The organism is Novosphingobium sp. SG754 (assembly GCF_013149315.1).
Taxonomy (GTDB): domain Bacteria; phylum Pseudomonadota; class Alphaproteobacteria; order Sphingomonadales; family Sphingomonadaceae; genus Novosphingobium; species Novosphingobium capsulatum.
In genome coordinates, this window is sequence record NZ_JABGCC010000001.1 from 108,191 (window position 1) to 128,755 (window position 20,565).

A 20,565-nucleotide genomic window follows, 5' to 3' on the forward strand; every position below is an offset into this window, starting at 1 on the left:
CCCCGCTTGCTCCCCGGCGTGCTTGTTGCCATGGCAGTTCCATTCGCTTTGCTGACATGGAACCTTTAGACGATGCTGCAACTGATCGAGGCCAACTGGCAACTGGTGGCAGGCGCCGTGGCGCTGCTGCTGGTGGTGGCATTCCTCCTGCTGCGCCGGGGTGGCAAGGCACCCGAACGCCGCGAATTCAACGATGTCCTGTCTGAAGGCGCGGCGCCGGCACAGCGCAATACGGCGCTGATCGATACGCCGCCCGCCGCGGCCATTCCGGTGCCGCCGCCACCCAGTGCGCCCCCGGCGGATGCCGTGTCGGCTGCCGTTGGCGATGACCTGACCCGCATCAAGGGCCTGGGGCCCAAGCTCAAGACGCTGCTGGCCAGCCTGGGCGTGACGCAGTTTGCGCAGATCGCCGCCTGGACCGACGAGGACGTGGCCCGCATCGATGCGCAGCTTGGCGCGTTTGCCGGCCGCCCCACGCGCGACAATTGGGTGGAACAGGCCAAGCTTCTGAGCAGCGGCGATACCGCTGCCTATGAGGACAAGTTCGGGAAGCTCTAAAGCTTCATTCCTGGGCCTGGGGCGCGGCTGGTGTCGCCCCCGTGGCCGGGCGCGCGCCGCAGCGGCGGATCAGCGCGCGCACCAGATCGCTGCCCGGCACGCTGATCTTGCCGGCATCGGGCAGGGTGCCGGTAAACGGTCCATCGAACACCTCGGCCGCCGGATCGCCCGCCGGCAGGCTGCCTTGCCACAGATAGCCCGGCGAACCCGGCACCGAGGTGGCATCCACTGCCAGGCGCACGATGCGCTTGCGCCCCTGCAGGGCAAACAGCGCCTGCGCGCCCACTTCGGCGGGCACATGCCGGGTTACCACCAGAACGCCCTGGCGGCAGGACAGCGAAAGATCAGGCCCCGCGCCCGGCGCGCCGAAACGCACGCTGTCCCCACCTGGGGCGCCGGCCCAGACCGGCTTGTCGTTACCCGCCGGGGCCGCCGGCAAAGGCTGGCTTTCCGGCAAAGGCACACGCACGGCGTTGAGCGGGGTGCCGCTGTCCTGCGGCGTCGGGGCTTGCTGCGAGCAGGCGGCGAGGATGGACAGGGCGAGCAGGCAAACGGGCTTACGTGATATCATGGCGCGGTTGCTATCGTGGACAAGCGTGGCAGGCAACCATCCCCCTCCGACAGCCTCTTGCTGCCGCCTCCCCCCGCTTTGCGGAGGGAGGATCAAAGCCCCTCTCGCTTGCGGGAAGGGTTGGAGAGGGCGTGTTAGCAGCCGCTCACTTGCCCCATTTCTTCTGCGTCTTGCCGTAACGCATCTTGCGGGTGCCAGGCTTGCCTTCGTTGCTGCGGCCGACCACGGGTGCTTTGCGATCGCCTTCGGGCAGGCCAAGTTCGGTCGATTCCAGGCGGCGGATTTCGTCGCGCAGGCGGCCGGCTTCTTCGAATTCCAGGTCGGCTGCGGCATTGCGCATGCGCTTTTCGAGGTCTTCGATGTGGCTGCGCAGGTTGTGGCCGACGAGGTTGTTGGTGCTGTCGTCGTCCAAGTCCACCAGCACGCCGTCGCGGCTGGCAGTATCGGCGATGATATCGGCGATCTGGCGCTTGATTGTGGCCGGGGTGATCCCGTGCAACTCGTTATAGGCGTTCTGCTTTTCGCGGCGGCGATCGGTTTCGGCGATCGCGCGCTCCATGCTCCCGGTCATGCGATCGGCATAGAGGATCACGCGCCCATCGACGTTGCGCGCGGCCCGGCCGATAGTCTGGATCAGCGAGGTTTCAGAACGCAGGAAGCCTTCCTTGTCGGCATCGAGAATGCACACCAGCCCGCATTCGGGAATATCGAGCCCTTCGCGCAGCAGGTTGATGCCCACCAGCACGTCATAAACGCCCAGACGCAGGTCGCGGATCAGTTCAATGCGCTCCAGCGTCTCGACGTCGGAATGCATGTAGCGCACGCGCAGGCCGGCCTCGTGCATGAACTCGGTCAGGTCTTCGGCCATGCGCTTGGTCAACGTGGTCACCAGCGTGCGATAGCCGTTCTGCGCTGTGAGGCGGCATTCGTTGATGCAATCCTGCACCTGGTCTTCCACCGGGCGGATCAGCACCGGCGGGTCGATCAGCCCGGTCGGGCGGATGACCTGCTCGGCAAACACGCCGCCGGCCTGTTCCATCTCCCAATTGCCGGGCGTTGCCGAAACGGCAAAGGTCTGCGGGCGCATCGCCTCCCATTCGTTGAAGCGCAGCGGGCGGTTGTCGATGCAACTGGGCAGGCGAAAGCCGTATTCGGCCAGGGTCATCTTGCGGCGATGGTCCCCGCGCGCCATCGCGCCGATCTGCGGCACGGTCTGGTGGCTTTCGTCCACGAATAGCAGCGCGTTGTCGGGCAGGTATTCGAACAGGGTTGGCGGCGGCTCGCCCGGCAGGCGGCCGGTGAGGAAGCGGGAATAGTTCTCGATCCCCGCGCACGAACCGGTGGCGGCCATCATTTCCAGGTCGAAATGGGTGCGCTGTTCCAGACGCTGTGCTTCGAGCAGCTTGCCTTCGGCATGAAGTTCCTTGAGCCGTTCAGCCAGTTCGAACTTGATCGCCTCGCGCGCCTGCATCAGCGTGGGGCCGGGCGTGACGTGGTGCGAATTGGCATAGACCCGCACCTGGGAAAGGCGCGTGTCGGCCTTGCCGGTAAGGGGGTCGAACTCGGCAATCTCCTCGATCTCGTCGCCAAAGAACGCCACGCGCCAGGCGGTGTCTTCGTAGTGCGAGGGGAAGATTTCGAGGTTGTCACCGCGCACGCGGAACGTGCCGCGCTGAAACGCATGGTCGTTGCGCTTGTATTGCAGGGCGACCAGCTTGCGCACGATCTCGCCCTGGTCGACGCTTTCGCCCTTCTTGAGGTCGAACACCATGGCCGAATAGGTTTCGACCGAGCCGATGCCATAGAGGCACGAGACCGAGGCGACGATGATCACGTCGTCGCGTTCGAGCAAGGCGCGCGTGGCCGAGTGGCGCATGCGATCGATCGCCTCGTTCACCGAGCTTTCCTTCTCGATGTAGGTGTCGGAGCGCGGCACATAGGCTTCGGGCTGATAATAATCGTAGTACGAGACGAAATATTCCACCGCGTTTTCGGGGAAAAAGCTCTTCATCTCGCCATAAAGCTGCGCCGCCAAAATCTTGTTGGGCGCCAGGATCAGGGCGGGGCGCTGCAATTCCTCAATCACCTTGGCCATGGTGAACGTCTTGCCCGAGCCGGTCACGCCCAGCAGCACCTGCGTGCGCTCGCCCTCGCGCGCGCTGGCGACAAGGTCGGCAATCGCGGTGGGCTGGTCGCCAGCCGGCTGATACTCCGACACCACCTTGAATGGGCGGCCCGGCTCCAGCTTTGCAGGCCGCTGCGGCTTGTGCGGGACAAAGTTGCCAGAGGTATCGGGCTCTTCCAGCCCCCTGCGGATGATGATTTCGGCCATGGGCAACATATGGGGAACACCAGGCCCAGATGCAATCGGCCCCAAAGCGCCCGATCGCGCCATGGCCATGGCCCGGTGAGCGTGATAGCGTCATGTCCCCAAACGGGAGAGTGACGATGATTGCCAAGACCCCATCCGCCTTGCTCGGACCTGTCCTGCTGACCCTGGCTGTTCTGCTGCCGGGCTGCAAGAAAGAGCCGGCCGTAGTAGCCAAGGATGCCGATGCCGGTGAAGTGGCGGCCAAAGTGGCGGGCGCGGGGGTGAAGTTTCAGCCTGGCGCCTGGAGCACCCAGGTCAAGGCGATCGATATCGACATGCCCGGCATGCCGCCGGAAATGGTGGCGGGAATGAAGGACGCGATGGGCCACGCCCGCGCCGAGCGGTCATGCCTGACCAAGGAAAAGGCCGCACGCCCCGATGGCGATTTCTTCGGCCAGGCCGACAAGTCGTGCCGCTACAAGACCTTCACCATGGCCGATGGCAAGATCGACGGTGTGCTCAACTGCGGCCACAACGGCAGCACGCAGACGATCACGCTCAAAGGCACCTATGGCAGCGATCACTTCACCATGGACATGGACATGACCGGCAGCGGCCCGGGCGGCAAGCAGATGCGCATGCACGTGGCCACCCAGTCCAACCGCGTGGGTGAATGCACCCCGCAGGAAAAAACCCAGGCCGACGCCGATGAAAAGGCCGCGGCGATCTAGGGAAGGGGGATTTCGGGTGTAACCCGCCTCCTGTCGTAATCGCGTTCCAACCAAGCCTTGCTGGTTCGCACACGAAGCCACGAAGCCCAGGCACTTACTTCTTCGTGTCTTCGTGTCTTCGTGTGCATTTCAGGCGAAACACGGCCGGCCGCATTCAATCGTAGGCGTAAGGCCCGCCCACTTCGATCGCGCGGCGATAGGCGGGGAGGGCCTGGATCGTGTCCAGCCAGGCGATCGTGTGGGGCCGCGTTTGGTCAAGGCCGGCACGGGCGCGGGCGGCCTCGATCGGGAAGCTCATCATGACGTCGGCCGCGGTCATGGCGGGACCGGCAAACCAGGGGCGGCTGGCCAGTTCGCGCTCGACGAAATCGAGATGCACATCGATCATCGGCTGGATGCGCTTCAAGGCGATCTTGCCCATGATCGGCACGCGCGACAGCACCAGCTTGAGCAGGAGCGGCGGCATCAACGACCCTTCGGCATAGTGCAGGAACATGCGATAGCGCAGCGCATCCTGCTCATCGGTAGGGGCGCCCAACTGCCCGCCGGCCTTGTCCACCAGGTATTCCACGATCGCGCCGCTTTCGGCCAGGATGCGGCCCTCGTCCTCGATCACCGGGGACTTGCCGAGCGGGTGGACCGCGCGCAGTTCGGGCGGCGCCAGCATCGTCTTGGCGTCGCGCTCATAGCGCTTCACCGTGTAGGGAAAGCCCAGTTCCTCCAGCAGCCAAAGCACACGTTGCGAGCGCGAATTGTTGAGGTGGTGGACGGTGATCATGGGGCCTCCTTGAACGGCGCGCGCCGGGCTGGCGAAGCTGGCTGCCACTTTGCCTATCGGGCGAATGTGACATGAATTTGAAACAATTCCGTCTTTCTGGCGTTCCTTCCCGGCGTCCGATAGCTGTTTGCCGGTGATTCCCATGGCCACGCAACCTTCCTCTCCGCCACGCAGCGCGTGGGCACACCTCGAAACGCTGGGTGCTGCCCTGGCGCGGCGGCGTGCGTTGGCATTTGCGCCCCGGCCCGAGGGCGTGCGCGGCCCAGCCTGGCCGCGGCTGATCGGCGAACTGGCCACCCCGATTGACCATTGGCAGGCCGCGCGCGGCGCGCCGCTGCCCTCCTATCCACCCGCGCGCCATGCCCGGCCGGTGATGCTGCTGCCCGGGTTCGGCACCCATCCAGTGCGCATGAAGCCGCTGGCCACGGCACTGGAAAGCGCGGGCCATCGCGTGAGCGACTGGGGCCTGGGCTTCAATTTCGGATCGAGCGAGGACCGCTTTGAACGACTGGCCGAGCGGGTGGAGACAATGGCCCGGCGCGAGGGCGAGCCATTGGTTCTAATAGGCTGGAGCCTGGGCGGACTGTTCGCGCGCCAACTGGCCAAGACCTGTCCGGACCATGTCGGCCTGGTGATCACCATGGGCACACCCTTTTCGGGTGACCGCCGCGCCAACAATGCCTGGCGCGCCTATCAGGTCGTCGCCGGCCACAGCGTGGACGACGCGCCAATGGCCCAGGATCTGGCCACCAAACCGCCGGTGCCGACGATCGCACTGTGGAGCCCGCGCGACGGGATCATCGCACCGCGCAGCGCGGCCGGCTGGCCAGGCGAGCGCGATTTGGCCGTGCCGCTGCGCGTAACGCATTTGGGCTTTGCCGCCCATCCGCAAGTGGCCCGCACACTCGTCGATCTAGTCGCGCGCTACTGAGTCTGTCGGGGCAGATTCCGCCGTTCCGGGCGGTCTGATCGGTTTTCCTGCCAGTAAACACACTAAAACTGGCGCGAACCGGCGCGGCGCGGATGCTGCCACGCCGCATCGCCCTGTGCAAGGGCCTGCGCCACGATGGATTCAATTGTTTCGCACGCGCAGCATCGGTGCTTGCGGCCGGCCGAATCGTGTGCAAGCAATGGGCCAGACGGGAGGTTCTGCATGACCAAATCCTCGCTCTCGTCCTATGACGAGATGCTTGAAGCCGATGGCTCCACACGCCCTGCCTACAGCGGGTATTGCGAGTGGCTGAAAGAGCAGCCACAAGAATTGCTGCGGCGAAAATCGGGCGAAGCCGAAGCCTTTTTCCGCAAGACCGGGATTACCTTCAACGTTTACGGCAACGAGGACGCCGAAGAGCGCCTCATCCCCTTCGACATGGTCCCCCGGATCATCAACGCCGCGCAGTGGCGCCGCCTGTCGAAGGGCATCGAGCAGCGGGTGCGCGCGCTGAACGCTTTCCTCCACGATCTCTATCATCGCCAGGAAATCGTCCGATCCGGGCGCCTGCCCGAACGCGTTCTCAAGGGTAACAAGGCCTTTCTGCCGCAGATGGCCGGCTTTACCCCGCCGGGCGGCGTCTATACTCACATCGTCGGCATCGACCTTGTCCGCACCGGCGAGGACGATTTCATGGTGCTGGAAGACAATGCCCGCACACCATCGGGCGTGTCCTACATGCTCGAAAACCGCGAAACCATGATGGCCATGTTCCCCGAACTGTTCACCAAGGTGCGGGTGCGCGAGGTTTCCGATTATCCCCGCCGCCTGGCGCGCAGCCTGGCTGCCTGCGCCCCGCCGGCGGCAAGCGGGCACAAGCCGGTGGTGGCGGTGCTGACGCCGGGCACGTTCAACAGCGCCTATTACGAGCACGCCTTCCTGGCGGACCAGATGGGTGCCGAACTGGTCGAAGGCAGCGACCTCAAGGTGGAGAACGGCCGCGTTGCCATGCGCACCACGCGCGGCTGGCAGGCGATCGACGTGCTCTATCGCCGGGTCGACGACGATTACCTCGATCCGCTGTCGTTCAAGCCTGAAAGCGTGCTGGGCGTTTCGGGGATCATGGATGTCTATCGCGCTGGCGGCATCACCATCGCCAATGCGCCGGGCACCGGGATCGCCGATGACAAGGCGATCTACAGCTTCATGCCCGACATCGTCGAATTCTATACCGGGGAAAAGCCGATCCTGGCCAACGTGCCGACTTGGCGCTGTGCAGAGGCCGATTCGCTGGCCTATGTGCTCGACAACCTGGAAGACCTGGTGGTCAAGGAAGTGCACGGCTCGGGCGGCTATGGCATGCTGATCGGGCCGACCTCGTCGCGCCGGGAAATCGCGATGTTTGCCGAAAAGCTGCGCGCCAATCCCGATAATTACATCGCCCAGCCAACGCTTTCGCTCTCTACTGTGCCGATCTTCACCAAGGCCGGCCTGGCGCCGCGCCATGTCGACCTGCGCCCGTTCGTGCTGGTCTCGCCGCAGGGGATCGACATCACGCCTGGTGGCCTGACGCGGGTGGCGCTCAAGAAAGGATCGCTGGTGGTCAATTCGTCGCAAGGGGGCGGCACCAAGGACAGCTGGGTGCTGGACGATTGAGGCGGAAGGGAAAACGATAAAATGCTTGGACGTTCCGCCAACGGCATCTTCTGGCTATTCCGCTATCTCGAACGCGCGGAAAACACCGCGCGGCTGGTAGAGGCCGGCTTTCGCATGGCGCTGACCCGCGACGCCGCCGATGCCAGCGACGAATGGCGCTCGGTCATCGTCACGCTGGGATTGCAGGGGGCCTATCAGGCCAAGTTCGGCAGCGACTATGCTGGCAGCAACGTGTTCAACTTCATCCTGCGCGATCGCGACAACCCCGGCAACGTGCTGAGCATGGTCGAGCAGGCGCGCCACAACGCGCGCATGGTTCGCACCGGCATCACGCGCGAGGTGTGGGAGGCGGTCAATGAAAGCTGGATGATCCTCAAGCAGGAGCTGGCCCGCACTGTCACCGAAACGCGCCTGGGCGGCGTGCTCGATCTGATTCGCCGCCAGTCCACCCTGGTGCGCGGGGCGATGGAAGGCACGATGCTGCGCAACGACATCTATTACTTCGCCCGCGCCGGCAGCTTTATCGAGCGGGCAGACAACACCGCGCGCCTGCTCGATGTGAAGTATTATGTGCTGCTGCCTTCGGTGTCCTATGTCGGCTCCAGTCTGGACAACGTGCAGTGGGACAACGTGCTGCGCGCCGTGGCCGGGGACCGTGCCTATCGCTGGCTCAACGCCGGACGGATGGAGGCACGCGGAATTGCCGAGTTCCTCATGCTCGACGGGCGTTTTCCGCGCAGCCTGGCGTTCTGCTATGCCCAGTTGCGCGACTATCTCGATCGGCTGGCGGCCGAGTATGGCGATCGGCTGGAAACGCACGAGATTGCCGCGCGCACGCACGAGCAGCTCAAGAGCCAGACCATCGATGGCGTGTTCGAGCACGGGCTCCACCAGGTGATCGGCCAGTTCATCGCCGCCAACAACCACCTCGCGCAGCAGATCCAGCGCGACTATCGCTTTACCGAATAAGGAAAGGGGAAGGCCGCCCATGCGCCTCGCGATCAGCCACACCACGCGCTACACCTTTTCCACGCCGGTGGCCCACGGGCTGCAACGCCTGCGCCTCACCCCGCTGGCCTGCCGCGGGCAAAGCGCGGAGTTCTGGGAGATCGAGCTGGAGGGCGCGCGGCCCGAGGTGTCCTATGACGACGAAAACGGCAACCGCGTCACGCTGATCTCGTTCGTGCCCGGCGCGCGCGAGGTGGTGATTCGCAGCCAGGGCGTGGTACAGACAGCCGACAATGCCGGGGTGATGGGCAAGCAGCCCGGCCATCTGCCGCTGTGGCATTTTACCGAGCAGACCGCATTGACGAGGGGCGGCGCGCGCGTGCGCGCGCTGGTCGATGCCCTGCCCCAAGAGGCGGAAGACGTGCTGGCCCGGCTCCATGCGCTCAGTGCCTTGGTGCGCGAGGCGGTGGCCTATGAAAGCGGGCACACCGATGTTGCCACCTCGGCCGAGCAGGTGCTCGCCGCCGGGCGCGGGGTGTGCCAGGACCAGGCCCACGTGTTCATCGCCGCCGCGCGCCTGCTGGGTGTTCCCGCGCGCTATGCCAGCGGCTACCTGATGATGGACGATCGGGTGGAACAGGATGCCGGCCATGCCTGGGCACAGGCCCATGTGCCGGGGCTGGGCTGGGTCGGCTTCGATATCGCCAACGCGATCTGCCCCGATGCGCGCTATGTCCACCTGGCGACTGGCTGTGATTACACGGCCTGCGCGCCGATCACCGGCATCCGCTATGGCGCGCGTGACGAAGCGATGCATGTCAGCCTGGCCGTTGAACAACAGCGCATGGAACAATAAGACCCTGCGTGAAGGCCACGGTGCCGCCAAGGGCATTGCGGCAGGCATCGCAGGTGTAGGATAGTGGGGAACCGACCGGCGCGCGCCGGCCGGACGGGGACGGACAATGACCTATTGCGTGGGGATGATGCTCGACAAGGGGCTCGTCCTGATGAGCGACACCCGCACCAATTCGGGCGTCGACAACATTTCGGTATTCCGCAAGAGCTTTACCTGGTCGGTGCCGGGCGAGCGGGTCATCACGATCATGACGGCGGGCAACCTCGCGACGACTCAGGCGGTGATCAGCCAGCTTGAGGAGCGCAACAAGGCGCCCAGCGAGCGGCGTCCGTCGATCCTCGAAGAGCCCACCATGTTCCAGGTTGCCACCCATGTCGGCAACCTGTTGCGCGGCGTGATCGAGGGGCGCCAGTCCGGCCCGGTGCAGGGCGAGGGCGCGCGCTTTACCGCGACGATGATCGTGGCAGGCCAGATCAGGGACATGGAGCCGCGCCTGTTCATGATCTATCCCGAAGGCAACTTCATCGAGGCGAGCTTCGATACGCCGTTTTTCCAGATCGGTGAAACCAAGTATGGCCGGCCGATCCTGCTGCGCGGCTATGACAAGGGCATGGATTTCGAACAGGCGGTCAAGCTGCTGATGGTCTCGTTCGATTCGACCGTTGCGGCCAATCTCTCGGTGGGCTTGCCGTTCGATCTGACGGTCATCGCGCGCGACCAGTTCGAGCCATTGCACCAGCGCCGCATCCGCGCCGACGATCCCTATTTCAACGCGATTTCGTCCAGCTGGAGCGAGGCGCTGCGCAACGCGTTCCATCAGCTGCCAGACTATAGGTTCGATTAATCGGATAATGTGCCACTCTGGATCATTACCGCCGCGTTAATGACGAAAATTCACGTTTCGAAACGCAATATGTCATTAACAAACCTCGGGAAACGCCACAGCTTGGGGTGCGGCGGACACTTAGGGGCAGGTCAACAAAGTTGTCATATCTCGGCGATCTTCAGCCAAATAGTTGGCTCCGCTTCGGAGCCGAATTCCCTAAGGAATATGGGCAGCTAACCGGTCTTGAGTTCGACGGAAGCGTTCAGTTCGAAGCATTCATGCGTGGCGTGGAAGCAGCCCGTAGTGGTTACTTCGGAACCATGGTCGAACGTGTCACACTCCACATCCTCGATAGCGACTCTGCCCGCCGGGCACAGCTTGCTCGTCTCGCCTTTGCCGCCGGACATCATGCCGAAATTTACGGCAGTACGGACGAGTTGCTGGCGCACGCACCTAGTACCGGGCTGCTTTTGGCGCATGACGATCCGCCCGGAGAGGCAGTGCCGGCGCTGATAGCGGCGATGATGCGTGCCGGGCACTGGCTGCCAGTTATCGCCATTGGCAATGCCCCGGAAACCTGGGCGGTGGTGCGCACGATCAAGGCGGGGGCCCTCGATTACCTGGCGATTCCCAACCAGATTGGTCCGCTCAACGAGGCGATCAGCCGCGCCGCGCACGAAGCCGAATCGCACCGCGTGCAACGCGCCCGCGCCGCGGAGGCACGCCAGCGCATCGCCCGCCTCTCGCTGCGCGAACGCGAGGTGCTCGACCGTCTGGCGGAAGGCTGCAGCAACAAGGCCATCGCGCGTGACCTGGATATCAGCCCGCGCACCGTGGAAATCCATCGCATGAAGATGATGGGCAAACTCGGCGCCCGCCACGCCGCCGAGGCGGTGCGCCTGCGGATCGAAGCGACCGGCCTGGGCGACGCAGCCTAAAGCCAGAAAGCACACGCGACATCGGCCTTGAGGGGGGGCTTCAGGAAGGCGGGAAGCGTGATCTCCCGCCTTTCTCGATTCTGGCAGGCCATCAAGATCCCCCCACACCGTGGGGGAGGTGACAGCCCGCCGGGATGTCGGAGGGGGCATGTTCGCCCAAACGCGTCACGAAAATGCCGGGCCGGGCGCTGCGACGTCACGCGCCGTCAGGCAATGAAGAGAATACAACAAAAGCTTTGACGCGCAGAGGCGCAGAGGCGCGGAGATCAGTGAGTCTCTGCGCCTCTCCACGAAATCAATCATACTGTCCCAACGACTGGAACGACGTTTGCTGCGCGCGCCTTGGAAGGTAAAGGCGGGTACAGGTCCAGTGCTGGCCATGGCCGAGATTGGTGGAGGCTGTGTGGAAACGCGGTGATCTGCTATGTTTCAGGCCTGCTTTGGGGGCGTGAGATGGGGCGTTTCATCGAGGGTTGTGATCGGCGGGAGGTTCAGCTTTTGCCGGACTGCATCGACGATTACGTTGCCGAGGACAGCCAGGTTCGGGTGATCGACGTGTTCGTCGACGAGCTGGATCTGTTGGCGCTAGGCTTCGGCGATGCGGCTGCGACAGGCCGTCCGGGGTACCACCCGTCAACGATGCTCAAGCTCTACCTCTATGGCTATCTCAACCAGGTGCAGTCGAGCCGCCGGCTTGAACGGGAGGCCGGGCGCAATCTGGAGCTGATGTGGCTGACAGGCAAGCTGGCGCCTGACTTCAAGACGATCGCCGACTTCCGCCGCGACAGTGGCGAGGCGATCCGGGCGAGTTGCCACCAGTTTGTGGTGTTGTGCCGCGAGCTGGGACTGATCGCCAGCGGCACGGTGGCAGTAGACGGCAGCCGGTTCAAGGCGGTGAATACGCGCGACAGGAACTTCACGCCCGGAGCAATCCGCCGGCGGATGGAGCAGGTCGAGGCGAGCATCGAACGTTATCTGGGCCTGCTCGACACTGCCGACCGGCAGGAGGAGGTGGTGGCGCAGGTCCGCACTAAGCGACTTGGTGAACGGCTCGAAGCGCTACGCCGCCAGATGCGCGAGCTTCAGGAGATGGAGCGCGTGGTGGGGGACGCACCTGACCGTCAAATCTCGCTGACCGACCCGGATGCACGGGCGATGGCGAGTGCCGGGAAGGGAACGGGGCTCGTCGGCTACAACCTCCAGGCAGCGGTCGATGCCGGCAGTCACATAATCGTGGCGCACGAGGTGACAAATGTCGGTCATGACCGCTCGCAACTGGCGGACATAGGCCGCAAGGCACGCGAGGCGACCGGATCGAACGAGCTGACCGTGCTCGCCGATCGCGGCTACTTCTCAGGCGTCGAGGTGCTGGCCTGCGAGGAAGAAGGCATCACCGCGATCTGCCCTAAACCGCTTACCTCCGGAGCCAAGGCCGACGGACGGTTCGGCAAGCAGGATTTCCGCTACGAGCCGGCCGCAGACAGCTATCGCTGCCCTGCAGATGAGACGCTCCCCCGCCGCTTCACCACGGTCGAACAGGGCCTGCGGCTCCATGCCTACTGGTCCAGTCATTGCGGCGCTTGCACAATCAAGCAGCAATGCACGACCGGCAAGGAACGGCGGATCAAGCGATGGGAGCATGAACACGTGATCGAGACCATGCAGGCAAGGCTCGAGCGCATGCCCGACGCCATGCGCATCCGACGACGAACTGTCGAACACGTATTCGGCACGATCAAGGACTGGATGGGAAGAAGTCACTTCAAGACCAGGACCCTGGAGAAGGTCAGCACCGAAATGAGCCTCCACGTCCTCGCTTACAATTTAAAGCGCGCCATCAACATGCTCGGCGCCCCGAAAATGATCGCAGCGATGAAAGGCTGAGCCGAAGTAGCCATCATGCGCCTGCTCCTTCAAAACAGCCAAAGCGTTTTTACACAGCCTCGGTGGGAAGCGGACGTTGCTTGCCACGATGGATGCTTTATCTCCTCCGTATGAAACTATTTCCCCCCTTTTTCGTGCTTGCTCTCGCTAGTAGCACGGCGCTGGAAGCTAAAAGCCCAGTGCCGAGTGCTGCGGAGTTGGCAGCGGCCATCGCGATGCACACAAAAAAGCTTGTCTTGCCAGCAGATGTTCGCCCGTTGGGGTGTGAGGGATTCACAGAAGAACCAACCGAATTTGAGTGCCGATGGACTCAAAAAATTCACGGAAAATGGTTCCGTTACAGTACCTACTTTGCGATTGACGGTGCAGACTGGATTATAATCGATTGGCCACCGTCGAAATTGAAATGATGCTATGGCGTCGTGTCCGGAACGGCGCTTAGCGTCGAAAAATGGTGGGAAGCCGTCGTTCCGCGTTCATGAACAACCGGAGGCTTTAGGGCCGCTGCGAACAGTTTGAGGCGGTGAAAAAGTTAGGATTAGCGGAACTTCCGCTTTCCTTTCGATCGCCAATGTCGGAACATCGACCCGATCAAAACCAGCGCGAGCATCGTGATCGCGCGCATCGGAAAATGATTTGCGGCCTCCTTCAAGTCCTTGGCCCAGAACCAATCAGCCAAGAATCCCCCTGCCAAAACGGGCAAAGCGATTTTCACGGGAAGATGCCAAGAGCGCTCTCGCATATGGTTATCATACACGACCTTGGAACGGCAACAACTGGGCGCTTTTTGCCATACCGGGCGCTCAGCTTTGGCACCTTGCCCGAAGCGGCAGTGATTTTCTAACAATGCCCAAAGGCCGTTTCGTCACGCCGCGTCAGGCCCAATCCACCATCTCACCCACACAGCGGCCGCCCACTCCCCACTTCCAGATGCAGGTGATCGCGGTGCGCCGCGTTGTAATCGGGGCTGAGCACGGTGTTGAAGCGCTTGCACGCGCTGGTGTGGATGGCGCGCAGGAAGGCGCGGATCTGGGGGGCTTCGTCGCGCCAGTCGCGCAGTACGGTGACGCGGCGGCCATCGGCGAGGAGGAAGCCGGAAATGTCGATGGCATTGGCCGTGGCGTGGGCGGAACGGCGCGCGGTGCCAGCCACGTTGCGGCAGTTGTAGCTGCCCATCGTCTCGATCTTGACCAGCGGGCTACCCAGAATCTGTTGTGCGGCGCGGTCCACGCCAAAGCGCGCCCAGCCTTGCAGCGCATTGGCCAATTGGCACGTCACCGGCCCGGCATTGGCCAGGCCCAGTTGCGTGCTGTCGCTGCGCAAATAGGCCAGGCGCACGCTGCCGAGTGTGCTGCATCCGGCGCCATAATACTGATCGGGCACCGGCACATAGCCGATCGCGTTCTGGCGCAGCGAAACCATGCAGGCGCGCGTGGCGACCGAGCTTGGCACGGGCTGGACGACCGGGTGCGAGACCATGCGCGCCGAAACCGAGCGGGCGGGCCGGCGCGGGCCGCGTGGGGCATCGACACAGCCGGCAAGGGTGATCACCGGCAGCATGGCCCAGCCAAGAAGAACGCGTCGTGCCATAAGGTTAAGCCTGACGCAGTCTTGGTTACTGCAGGGTAAATGGAAAGCCCGCAGATGCGCGTTGCCGCAGTTTTTGCGATGAACCGCGCAGCAGCATGCCGGCGCAGCATTTTTTGCAGGGTCGATTGACAACCCGGCTGGCGTCCTTAGAAGCGGCGCCGGGCCACGCGGTCCCAACGCCGCGCGTGCTCTCTGTGAGGAGAGTCTACATGACTGTTGGTATTCCCGCCGCAAAGCCGGCGCGTCCTTTCTTTTCCTCGGGTCCGTGCGCCAAGCCGCCGGGGTATTCTCTGGACAAACTCGCCACCGAATCGCTGGGTCGTTCGCACCGTGCCAAGATCGGCAAGGCGCGCCTCCAACTCGCCATCGACCTGATGCGCGACGTGCTGCAACTGCCTGCCACCCACCGCATCGGTATCGTGCCCGGTTCCGATACCGGCGCGTTCGAAATGGCGATGTGGACCATGCTGGGCGCCCGCGGCGTGACCACGCTGGCCTGGGAAAGCTTTGGCGAAGGCTGGGTTACCGACGCGGTCAAGCAATTGAAGCTGGAGCCCACCGTGCTCCGCGCCGATTACGGCCAGCTGCCCGATCTGTCCAAGGTCGATTTCGCCGATGACGTGCTGTTCACCTGGAACGGCACCACCAGCGGCGTGCGCGTGCCCGATGGCGAATGGATCCCTGACAATCGCGAAGGCTTAACCTTTGCGGATGCGACCAGCGCGGTCTTTGCCTATGACATTCCGTGGGACAAGATCGACGTGGCGACCTTCTCGTGGCAGAAGGTGCTGGGCGGTGAAGGCGCGCACGGCGTGCTGATCCTCGGCCCCCGCGCGGTCGAACGCCTGGAAACCTATACGCCGGCCTGGCCGCTGCCCAAGGTGTTCCGCCTGGTTTCCAAGGGCAAGCTTGCCGAAGGCGTGTTCAAGGGCGAAACCATCAACACGCCCTCGATGCTGGCGGTGGAAGACGCGATCTTCGCGCTGGAATGGGCCAAGTCGGTCGGTGGTCTCGACGGCCTCAAGGCGCGCTGCACGGCCAACGCCCATGCGCTCGACAAGATCGTTGCCGAACGCAGCTGGCTCGGCCATCTCGCGGTCGACAGCGGCATTCGCTCGCGCACCTCGGTGTGCCTTACCGTCGAAGGCGCTGACGCTGACTTCATCAAGAAGTTTGCCGGCCTGCTCGAAAAGGAAGGCGCCGCCTTTGACATCGCGGGCTATCGCGATGCCCCCGCTGGCCTGCGCATCTGGTGCGGCGCCACGGTGGACACCGCCGATGTTGAGGCGCTCGGCCCCTGGCTCGACTGGGCCTATGCCCAGCTGACGGCCACTGCTGAAGCCTGATTTTCCAGCGGATCAACATTCTCGCGTCACCCCGGACTTGATCCGGGGTCCCGCTGTCCTTTTGCGGCAGTACTACGCTCAAGAAGCGGGATGCCGGATCAAGTCCGGCATGACGGAAGAATGAAACAGCCAATCCCCATTCCTGCCGGCATTCCCGGCATGCGCCGCATCATCCGGCGTTCCCATGGAGCAAAGACCATGACCAAGCCCAAGGTTCTGATTTCCGACAAGATGGACCCCAACGCTGCCCGCATCTTTGAAGAGCGCGGCTGCGACGTTGACGTGATCACCGGCAAGACGCCCGAAGAATTGAAGGCGATCATCGGCCAGTACGATGGCCTGGCGATCCGTTCGTCGACCAAGGTGACCAAGGAAATCCTGGAAGCTGCGACCAACCTCAAGGTTGTTGGCCGCGCCGGCATTGGCGTCGACAACGTCGATATTCCGGCTGCGTCGGCCAAGGGCGTGGTGGTGATGAACACCCCGTTCGGCAACTCGATCACCACGGCCGAACACGCTATCGCCCTGATGTTCGCGCTGGCCCGCCAACTGCCCGAGGCTGACCTTTCGACCCAGGCCGGCAAGTGGGAAAAGAACCGCTTCATGGGCGTGGAAGTGACCGGCAAGACGCTCGGCTTGATCGGCGCGGGCAACATCGGCTCTATCGTTGCCAGCCGTGCGCTCGGCCTCAAGATGAAGGTCGTCGCTTTCGATCCCTTCCTCACGCCCGAGCGTGCGGTGGAAATGGGCGTGGAAAAGGCTGACCTCGATACCCTGCTGGCCAAGGCAGATTTCATCACGCTGCACACCCCGCTGACCGACCAGACGCGCAATATCCTCTCGGCCGAAAACCTGGCCAAGACCAAGAAGGGCGTGCGCATCGTCAACTGCGCGCGCGGTGGCCTGGTCGATGAAAAGGCGCTGAAGGAACTGCTCGATTCCGGCCACATCGCCGGTGCCGCGCTCGACGTGTTCGAAAACGAGCCGGCCAAGGACAGCCCGCTGTTCGGCACGCCCAACTTCATCTGCACCCCGCACCTGGGCGCTTCGACCACCGAAGCTCAGGTCAACGTGGCGCTGCAGGTGGCCGAACAGATGGCCGATTTCCTGGTCACCGGCGGCGTCACCAACGCGCTCAACATGCCTTCGCTTTCGGCTGAGGAAGCGCCCAAGCTCAAGCCCTACATGGCGCTGGCCGAAAAGCTCGGCACCCTGGTGGGCCAGCTGGCGCACGACAACCTCGCCAAGATCGCAATCGAGGTGGAAGGCGCCGCTGCCCAGCTCAACCAGAAGCCGATCACCGCAGCCGTGCTCACCGGCGTGATGAAGCAGTATTCCGACACCGTGAACATGGTCAACGCGCCGTTCCTGGCCAAGGAACGTGGGCTCGACGTGCGCGAAGTGCGCCATGATCGCGAAGGCGAATACCGCACCCTGGTGCGCGTCACCGTCTCGACCAGCCAGGGCGACCGCTCGGTGGCCGGCACGCTGTTCGGCAACGGCCAGCCGCGCCTGGTGGAAATCTTTGGCATCGGCATCGAGGCCGATCTCGATGGCGACATGCTCTACATCGTCAACACCGACGCGCCGGGCTTCATCGGCTCGATCGGGACGCTGCTCGGCACCGCCGGCATCAACATCGGTACGTTCCACCTCGGCCGCCGCGAAGCCGGTGGCGAAGCGGTGCTGCTGCTCTCGGTCGATAGCCCGGTCAGCGAAGCCGTGCTCGCCCAGGCGCGCGAAATCCAGGGCGTGCGCCTGATCAAGGCGCTCAAGTTCTAATTGCTTTGGGCGGCCCGCCGCGCGCGGGCCAACGCCTGAAAGGCAGGAAAGGGCGGTGCCTTGCGGCGCCGCCCTTTTTGCGTCAGGTCCGCAGCCATGCGTACGCTCGACAACATCGTCTCCGATCGCGGTTCGAAATATGCCGTTTCCGGCGCGCCCTGTGATTCGGCGGAAGAGGCGCGCGCCTTGGTGGAGCAGCTCAAGGCCATCAAGAAGTTCGCGAAGGCCACACACAATAGCTGGGGCCTGCTGTGTGCGGCCGGGCCGATCAAGCAAGATGATGGCGAAAGCGGGGCGGGCATGGTGATCCTGCGCATGCTGGAGCGCGAGGGGCTGCGCGATCATCTGGTGATCGTCACGCGCTGGTTTGGCGGCAAGCATCTGGGTGGTGATCGTTTCCGCCATGTGCAGACGGCAGTGCGCGCCTATCTGGACAGCCTTTGAGCGCCGGGGAATAACAGGCGCAGGACCTTTGCCCGCGGCCAGTCGTTTACCGGCCACACGCCGATCAAGGACACTGCATGACCAGCACCACCACCATTCCCTCGCCGGCCGCCTGGCTGGCCCCGATGATCCCGTTGTGGAACCAGCAGATGATGCTGGGCAGCGAGGCGGCCCTGGTCATTGCGCGGCGGATGTGGCTGCTGGCGCTGGCCGATCCGCGCGCAGCGTCTGAAAGCCAGCGCATGGTGACCGAAAAGGTGGAAACGCTGGGCCAGGTATGGTGGGATCTGGCGCTGGCCCCTTCGCGCGCGCTGCTGGCCGGCAAGGCCATGCCCACGCCGCACGGCCAGGCGCGGCGCGTGGTGCAGACCTACCGGCGCAAGGTACGCGCCAACCTGCGTCGGCTGGGCTGAACCCTCATCGCCGGTGCGCTGCCTTGATCAGGGCCCAGCTCATCGCGCCGCTGATCGCCAGGGCCAGGGCAAAGCCAATCGCCGCGCCCCATTCCGCGCCGCTGCGCCCGGCATAAAGTCCCCCGGCGATCAGGCCGAGAATGGGGAAGATCAACAGTGCAAGGCAACCGATCGCAACCATGGCCTGGCCTGTGCGCGGGCGGCGATGAACCCGGCCTGAGCCGCTTAGCGCCGCGCAGCTCGGGCCCAGGTAGGGTCAGGCCACCATGGCGCGCAGGGCTTCAAAGCACGGGCCATCGATCGCCTTGCCCACTTCGGCTTCCATGACCGCCAGGGCGCGGTCCACTGGCATGGCGGCGCGATAGGGGCGATCGGCGGTGAGTGCGTCATAGAAATCGGCAACGCTGATGATGCGCGCCTCGGTGGCGATCAGGCTGTGATTGAGCCCCAGCGGGTAGCCCATGCCGTCCAGCCGCTCGTGATGCGCGCCGGCCACGGCGGCCATGTCGCGCAAGGGGCCGATGCGCGAGAGGATTGCGGTGGTGTGGCTGGCGTGGCTGCGCATTTCCACCCATTCCCCGTCGTCAAGCTTGCCCGGCTTTTCCAGCACCCTGCTCGACACGGCCAGTTTGCCAACGTCATGCAACACGGCAGCCCGGCGCAGCGCGCCCAACTCGGTGTCAGCCAAGCCCACCGCACGCCCAAGCGCCGTGGCATAGCGGCCCACCCGGCAGGAATGGCCGCCGGTATAGGGGCTCTTGGCGTCGATCACCGCGCCAAAGGCATCGGCGATATCGTCGAGATAGGCTTCGTCCACCGCGACACGGGCTTCGACCGGCTCCATCGCCTGGACATGCAGTTCCAGTGCGGGGTCGTTGCAATCGCTCCAGAAACCGGGGCGGGCGCTGATCGCCACGAACGCGTCGACCAGTTCGGGATCGAGCCAGGTGCCGCGCCGCGCCCGCACTTCGGCCAGCGCCGCCTCGGGCCCGGCGGCCATCTGGAACACATCGGCGATCTGCGCCAGCAGGGCGAGCCGCGCGGGCAGGGGAATGGCGTGTCCGGCCAGGCCCAGCGGCTTGCCGCCGCCGTCCCAATGTTCGTCCAGCGCGGCAATGGCACCAGCAACGCTTTCGGGAAAACGCAGTTGCCGTGCGATCGTGGCGCCACGGGTGCAGCGGGTCTGGATCAGGTCGGTGGCGATGCGGCTGCCATCGCGCAGGATCGTGGCGATCGCGCGCATGCGCGCTGGCAAGGGCCCGCCCGCGCCCGTGCGGCGAAAGACAAAGCCCAGCGTCGGGCCCAGGCCCTGGCCGATCAGCTTGAACGCCTGCTTGAACGCGCGATCGTCGGCCAGATAGAGCTCGGCAATGCGCGCGGCATTGCTGGAACAGCCCAGATCCTTGAGCAGCGTGGCATAATAGATGGTGCGCCGATCTGCCGGCGACAGGCCCAGCGCCACGGCAATCTGGCTGGCGATCCAGCATGCGCGGAGCGAATGGCCGGCCGGCTGCCCCTCGGTCAGATCGAGGGCATAGGAGAATGCGCCGAGAATCTCGCTCAGCGATGTCGTGGCCACGGCTGGCGTGGCGCACGTAAATTCTTGCGCGAAAGCATGGCGCATCGGACGACCCCTGTTTTTTGTCTCCAAATTGGTGGCATGATTCGCGTTAAGGTCGCGTTGCCACGCGCCTGCCCTTTTGGGCCATGCCGCCACAGCAAAAAGGGCGGCCGTTTCCAGCCGCTCCTCAGGTTCCAATGGTATTCGCCCGATTTACCAGTTCACGCCGAGACGGGCATAGAGAAAGCGTCTGTTGAACCCGAATGGTGAAAAGGAAGGAAATGCCACGCCGCCGTTGGTGGCCAGCAGGCTGGCCGGCACCTTGTCGGGATAGAAATCAAGCAGGTTGTTGGCGCCCAGCTTGCCCAGGGTCCAGTCGAGCATGCCCACCGCCTTTTCGATGGGGGTGGGCGCGGGACAGGTGCGGAGCATGGCTTTTTC

At 64.2% G+C, this 20,565-nt stretch carries 21 protein-coding genes; 14 read left to right on the forward strand and 7 right to left on the reverse strand.

What is annotated here, in order from left to right:
- Window positions 1-72: 72 nt before the first annotated feature.
- Window positions 73-558, forward strand: a complete 486-nt coding sequence (locus tag FHW97_RS00535; RefSeq protein WP_171797738.1) for a hypothetical protein — start codon at window positions 73-75, stop codon at window positions 556-558.
- A 4-nt stretch (window positions 559-562) separates the two neighbouring features.
- On the opposite strand, the gene FHW97_RS00540 is transcribed toward FHW97_RS00535, so the two are convergent.
- Both FHW97_RS00540 and uvrB read right to left on the reverse strand, forming a co-directional pair.
- Window positions 563-1,129, reverse strand: a complete 567-nt coding sequence (locus FHW97_RS00540; protein WP_171797739.1) for a hypothetical protein — start codon at window positions 1,127-1,129, stop codon at window positions 563-565.
- Window positions 1,130-1,274: 145 nt separating this feature from the next.
- The gene (gene uvrB / locus FHW97_RS00545) at window positions 1,275-3,461 is read right to left on the reverse strand and encodes an excinuclease ABC subunit UvrB (protein ID WP_171797740.1); all 2,187 of its coding nucleotides are present in this window, start codon (window positions 3,459-3,461) and stop codon (window positions 1,275-1,277) included.
- Window positions 3,462-3,601: 140 nt separating this feature from the next.
- Here uvrB and FHW97_RS00550 point away from each other — a divergent pair, with 140 nt between their 5' ends.
- Window positions 3,602-4,171 carry a DUF3617 domain-containing protein gene (locus tag FHW97_RS00550; RefSeq protein ID WP_171795517.1) on the forward strand — a complete coding sequence of 190 codons (570 nt, stop codon included), beginning with the start codon at window positions 3,602-3,604 and terminating at the stop codon, window positions 4,169-4,171.
- Between the two features lie 154 nt (window positions 4,172-4,325).
- On the opposite strand, the gene FHW97_RS00555 is transcribed toward FHW97_RS00550, so the two are convergent.
- Window positions 4,326-4,949, reverse strand: a complete 624-nt coding sequence (locus FHW97_RS00555) for a glutathione S-transferase family protein (protein WP_171797741.1) — start codon at window positions 4,947-4,949, stop codon at window positions 4,326-4,328.
- A 142-nt stretch (window positions 4,950-5,091) separates the two neighbouring features.
- On the opposite strand from FHW97_RS00555, the gene FHW97_RS00560 reads away from it, so the two are divergent.
- The 8 genes from FHW97_RS00560 (at window position 5,092) to FHW97_RS00595 (ending at window position 13,398) form a co-directional block, all read left to right on the forward strand.
- A complete protein-coding gene (locus tag FHW97_RS00560; RefSeq protein ID WP_171795518.1) occupies window positions 5,092-5,880 on the forward strand; it encodes a triacylglycerol lipase in 789 nt (262 codons plus the stop codon).
- A gap of 222 nt (window positions 5,881-6,102) precedes the next feature.
- A complete protein-coding gene (locus FHW97_RS00565; RefSeq protein WP_171797742.1) occupies window positions 6,103-7,536 on the forward strand; it encodes a circularly permuted type 2 ATP-grasp protein in 1,434 nt (477 codons plus the stop codon).
- A 21-nt stretch (window positions 7,537-7,557) separates the two neighbouring features.
- A complete protein-coding gene (locus FHW97_RS00570; RefSeq protein ID WP_171795519.1) occupies window positions 7,558-8,505 on the forward strand; it encodes an alpha-E domain-containing protein in 948 nt (315 codons plus the stop codon).
- 19 nt (window positions 8,506-8,524) lie between these two features.
- Window positions 8,525-9,340: a transglutaminase family protein gene (locus FHW97_RS00575; protein WP_171795520.1), complete on the forward strand. Its 816-nt coding sequence runs from the start codon at window positions 8,525-8,527 to the stop codon at window positions 9,338-9,340.
- A 106-nt stretch (window positions 9,341-9,446) separates the two neighbouring features.
- On the forward strand, window positions 9,447-10,184 hold the full coding sequence (locus FHW97_RS00580) for a proteasome-type protease (protein ID WP_022678113.1): 738 nt from the start codon (window positions 9,447-9,449) through the stop codon (window positions 10,182-10,184).
- 302 nt (window positions 10,185-10,486) lie between these two features.
- Window positions 10,487-11,104, forward strand: a complete 618-nt coding sequence (locus tag FHW97_RS00585; RefSeq protein WP_028658342.1) for a response regulator transcription factor — start codon at window positions 10,487-10,489, stop codon at window positions 11,102-11,104.
- 453 nt (window positions 11,105-11,557) lie between these two features.
- Complete coding sequence (locus FHW97_RS00590) at window positions 11,558-12,988, forward strand: IS1182 family transposase (RefSeq protein ID WP_171797743.1); 1,431 nt, start codon at window positions 11,558-11,560, stop codon at window positions 12,986-12,988.
- A 110-nt stretch (window positions 12,989-13,098) separates the two neighbouring features.
- Window positions 13,099-13,398 (forward strand): hypothetical protein, encoded by a 300-nt coding sequence (locus FHW97_RS00595; RefSeq protein ID WP_171797744.1) that lies wholly within the window; start codon window positions 13,099-13,101, stop codon window positions 13,396-13,398.
- Between the two features lie 484 nt (window positions 13,399-13,882).
- Here FHW97_RS00595 and FHW97_RS00600 read toward each other — a convergent pair whose 3' ends face one another.
- Entirely contained in the window at window positions 13,883-14,578 is a 696-nt protein-coding gene (locus FHW97_RS00600) for an extensin family protein (RefSeq protein WP_253941500.1), read from the reverse strand.
- A gap of 209 nt (window positions 14,579-14,787) precedes the next feature.
- Here FHW97_RS00600 and FHW97_RS00605 point away from each other — a divergent pair, with 209 nt between their 5' ends.
- From FHW97_RS00605 to FHW97_RS00620, 4 genes are all read left to right on the forward strand, one after another.
- Window positions 14,788-15,924, forward strand: a complete 1,137-nt coding sequence (locus tag FHW97_RS00605) for a phosphoserine transaminase (protein WP_054132684.1) — start codon at window positions 14,788-14,790, stop codon at window positions 15,922-15,924.
- Between the two features lie 198 nt (window positions 15,925-16,122).
- Window positions 16,123-17,706 carry a phosphoglycerate dehydrogenase gene (serA, locus tag FHW97_RS00610; protein WP_169041678.1) on the forward strand — a complete coding sequence of 528 codons (1,584 nt, stop codon included), beginning with the start codon at window positions 16,123-16,125 and terminating at the stop codon, window positions 17,704-17,706.
- Window positions 17,707-17,802: 96 nt separating this feature from the next.
- A complete protein-coding gene (locus FHW97_RS00615; protein WP_169041679.1) occupies window positions 17,803-18,150 on the forward strand; it encodes a YigZ family protein in 348 nt (115 codons plus the stop codon).
- 77 nt (window positions 18,151-18,227) lie between these two features.
- On the forward strand, window positions 18,228-18,563 hold the full coding sequence (locus FHW97_RS00620; RefSeq protein ID WP_253941501.1) for a hypothetical protein: 336 nt from the start codon (window positions 18,228-18,230) through the stop codon (window positions 18,561-18,563).
- A 4-nt stretch (window positions 18,564-18,567) separates the two neighbouring features.
- On the opposite strand, the gene FHW97_RS00625 is transcribed toward FHW97_RS00620, so the two are convergent.
- The 3 genes from FHW97_RS00625 to FHW97_RS00635 all read right to left on the reverse strand — a co-directional run bounded on the left by FHW97_RS00625 (window position 18,568) and on the right by FHW97_RS00635 (window position 20,556).
- On the reverse strand, window positions 18,568-18,744 hold the full coding sequence (locus FHW97_RS00625) for a hypothetical protein (protein ID WP_171795524.1): 177 nt from the start codon (window positions 18,742-18,744) through the stop codon (window positions 18,568-18,570).
- Between the two features lie 75 nt (window positions 18,745-18,819).
- The gene (locus tag FHW97_RS00630) at window positions 18,820-20,142 is read right to left on the reverse strand and encodes an HD-GYP domain-containing protein (protein WP_370525307.1); all 1,323 of its coding nucleotides are present in this window, start codon (window positions 20,140-20,142) and stop codon (window positions 18,820-18,822) included.
- A gap of 195 nt (window positions 20,143-20,337) precedes the next feature.
- Window positions 20,338-20,556: a hypothetical protein gene (locus tag FHW97_RS00635; RefSeq protein WP_169041682.1), complete on the reverse strand. Its 219-nt coding sequence runs from the start codon at window positions 20,554-20,556 to the stop codon at window positions 20,338-20,340.
- Window positions 20,557-20,565 lie beyond the last annotated feature (9 nt).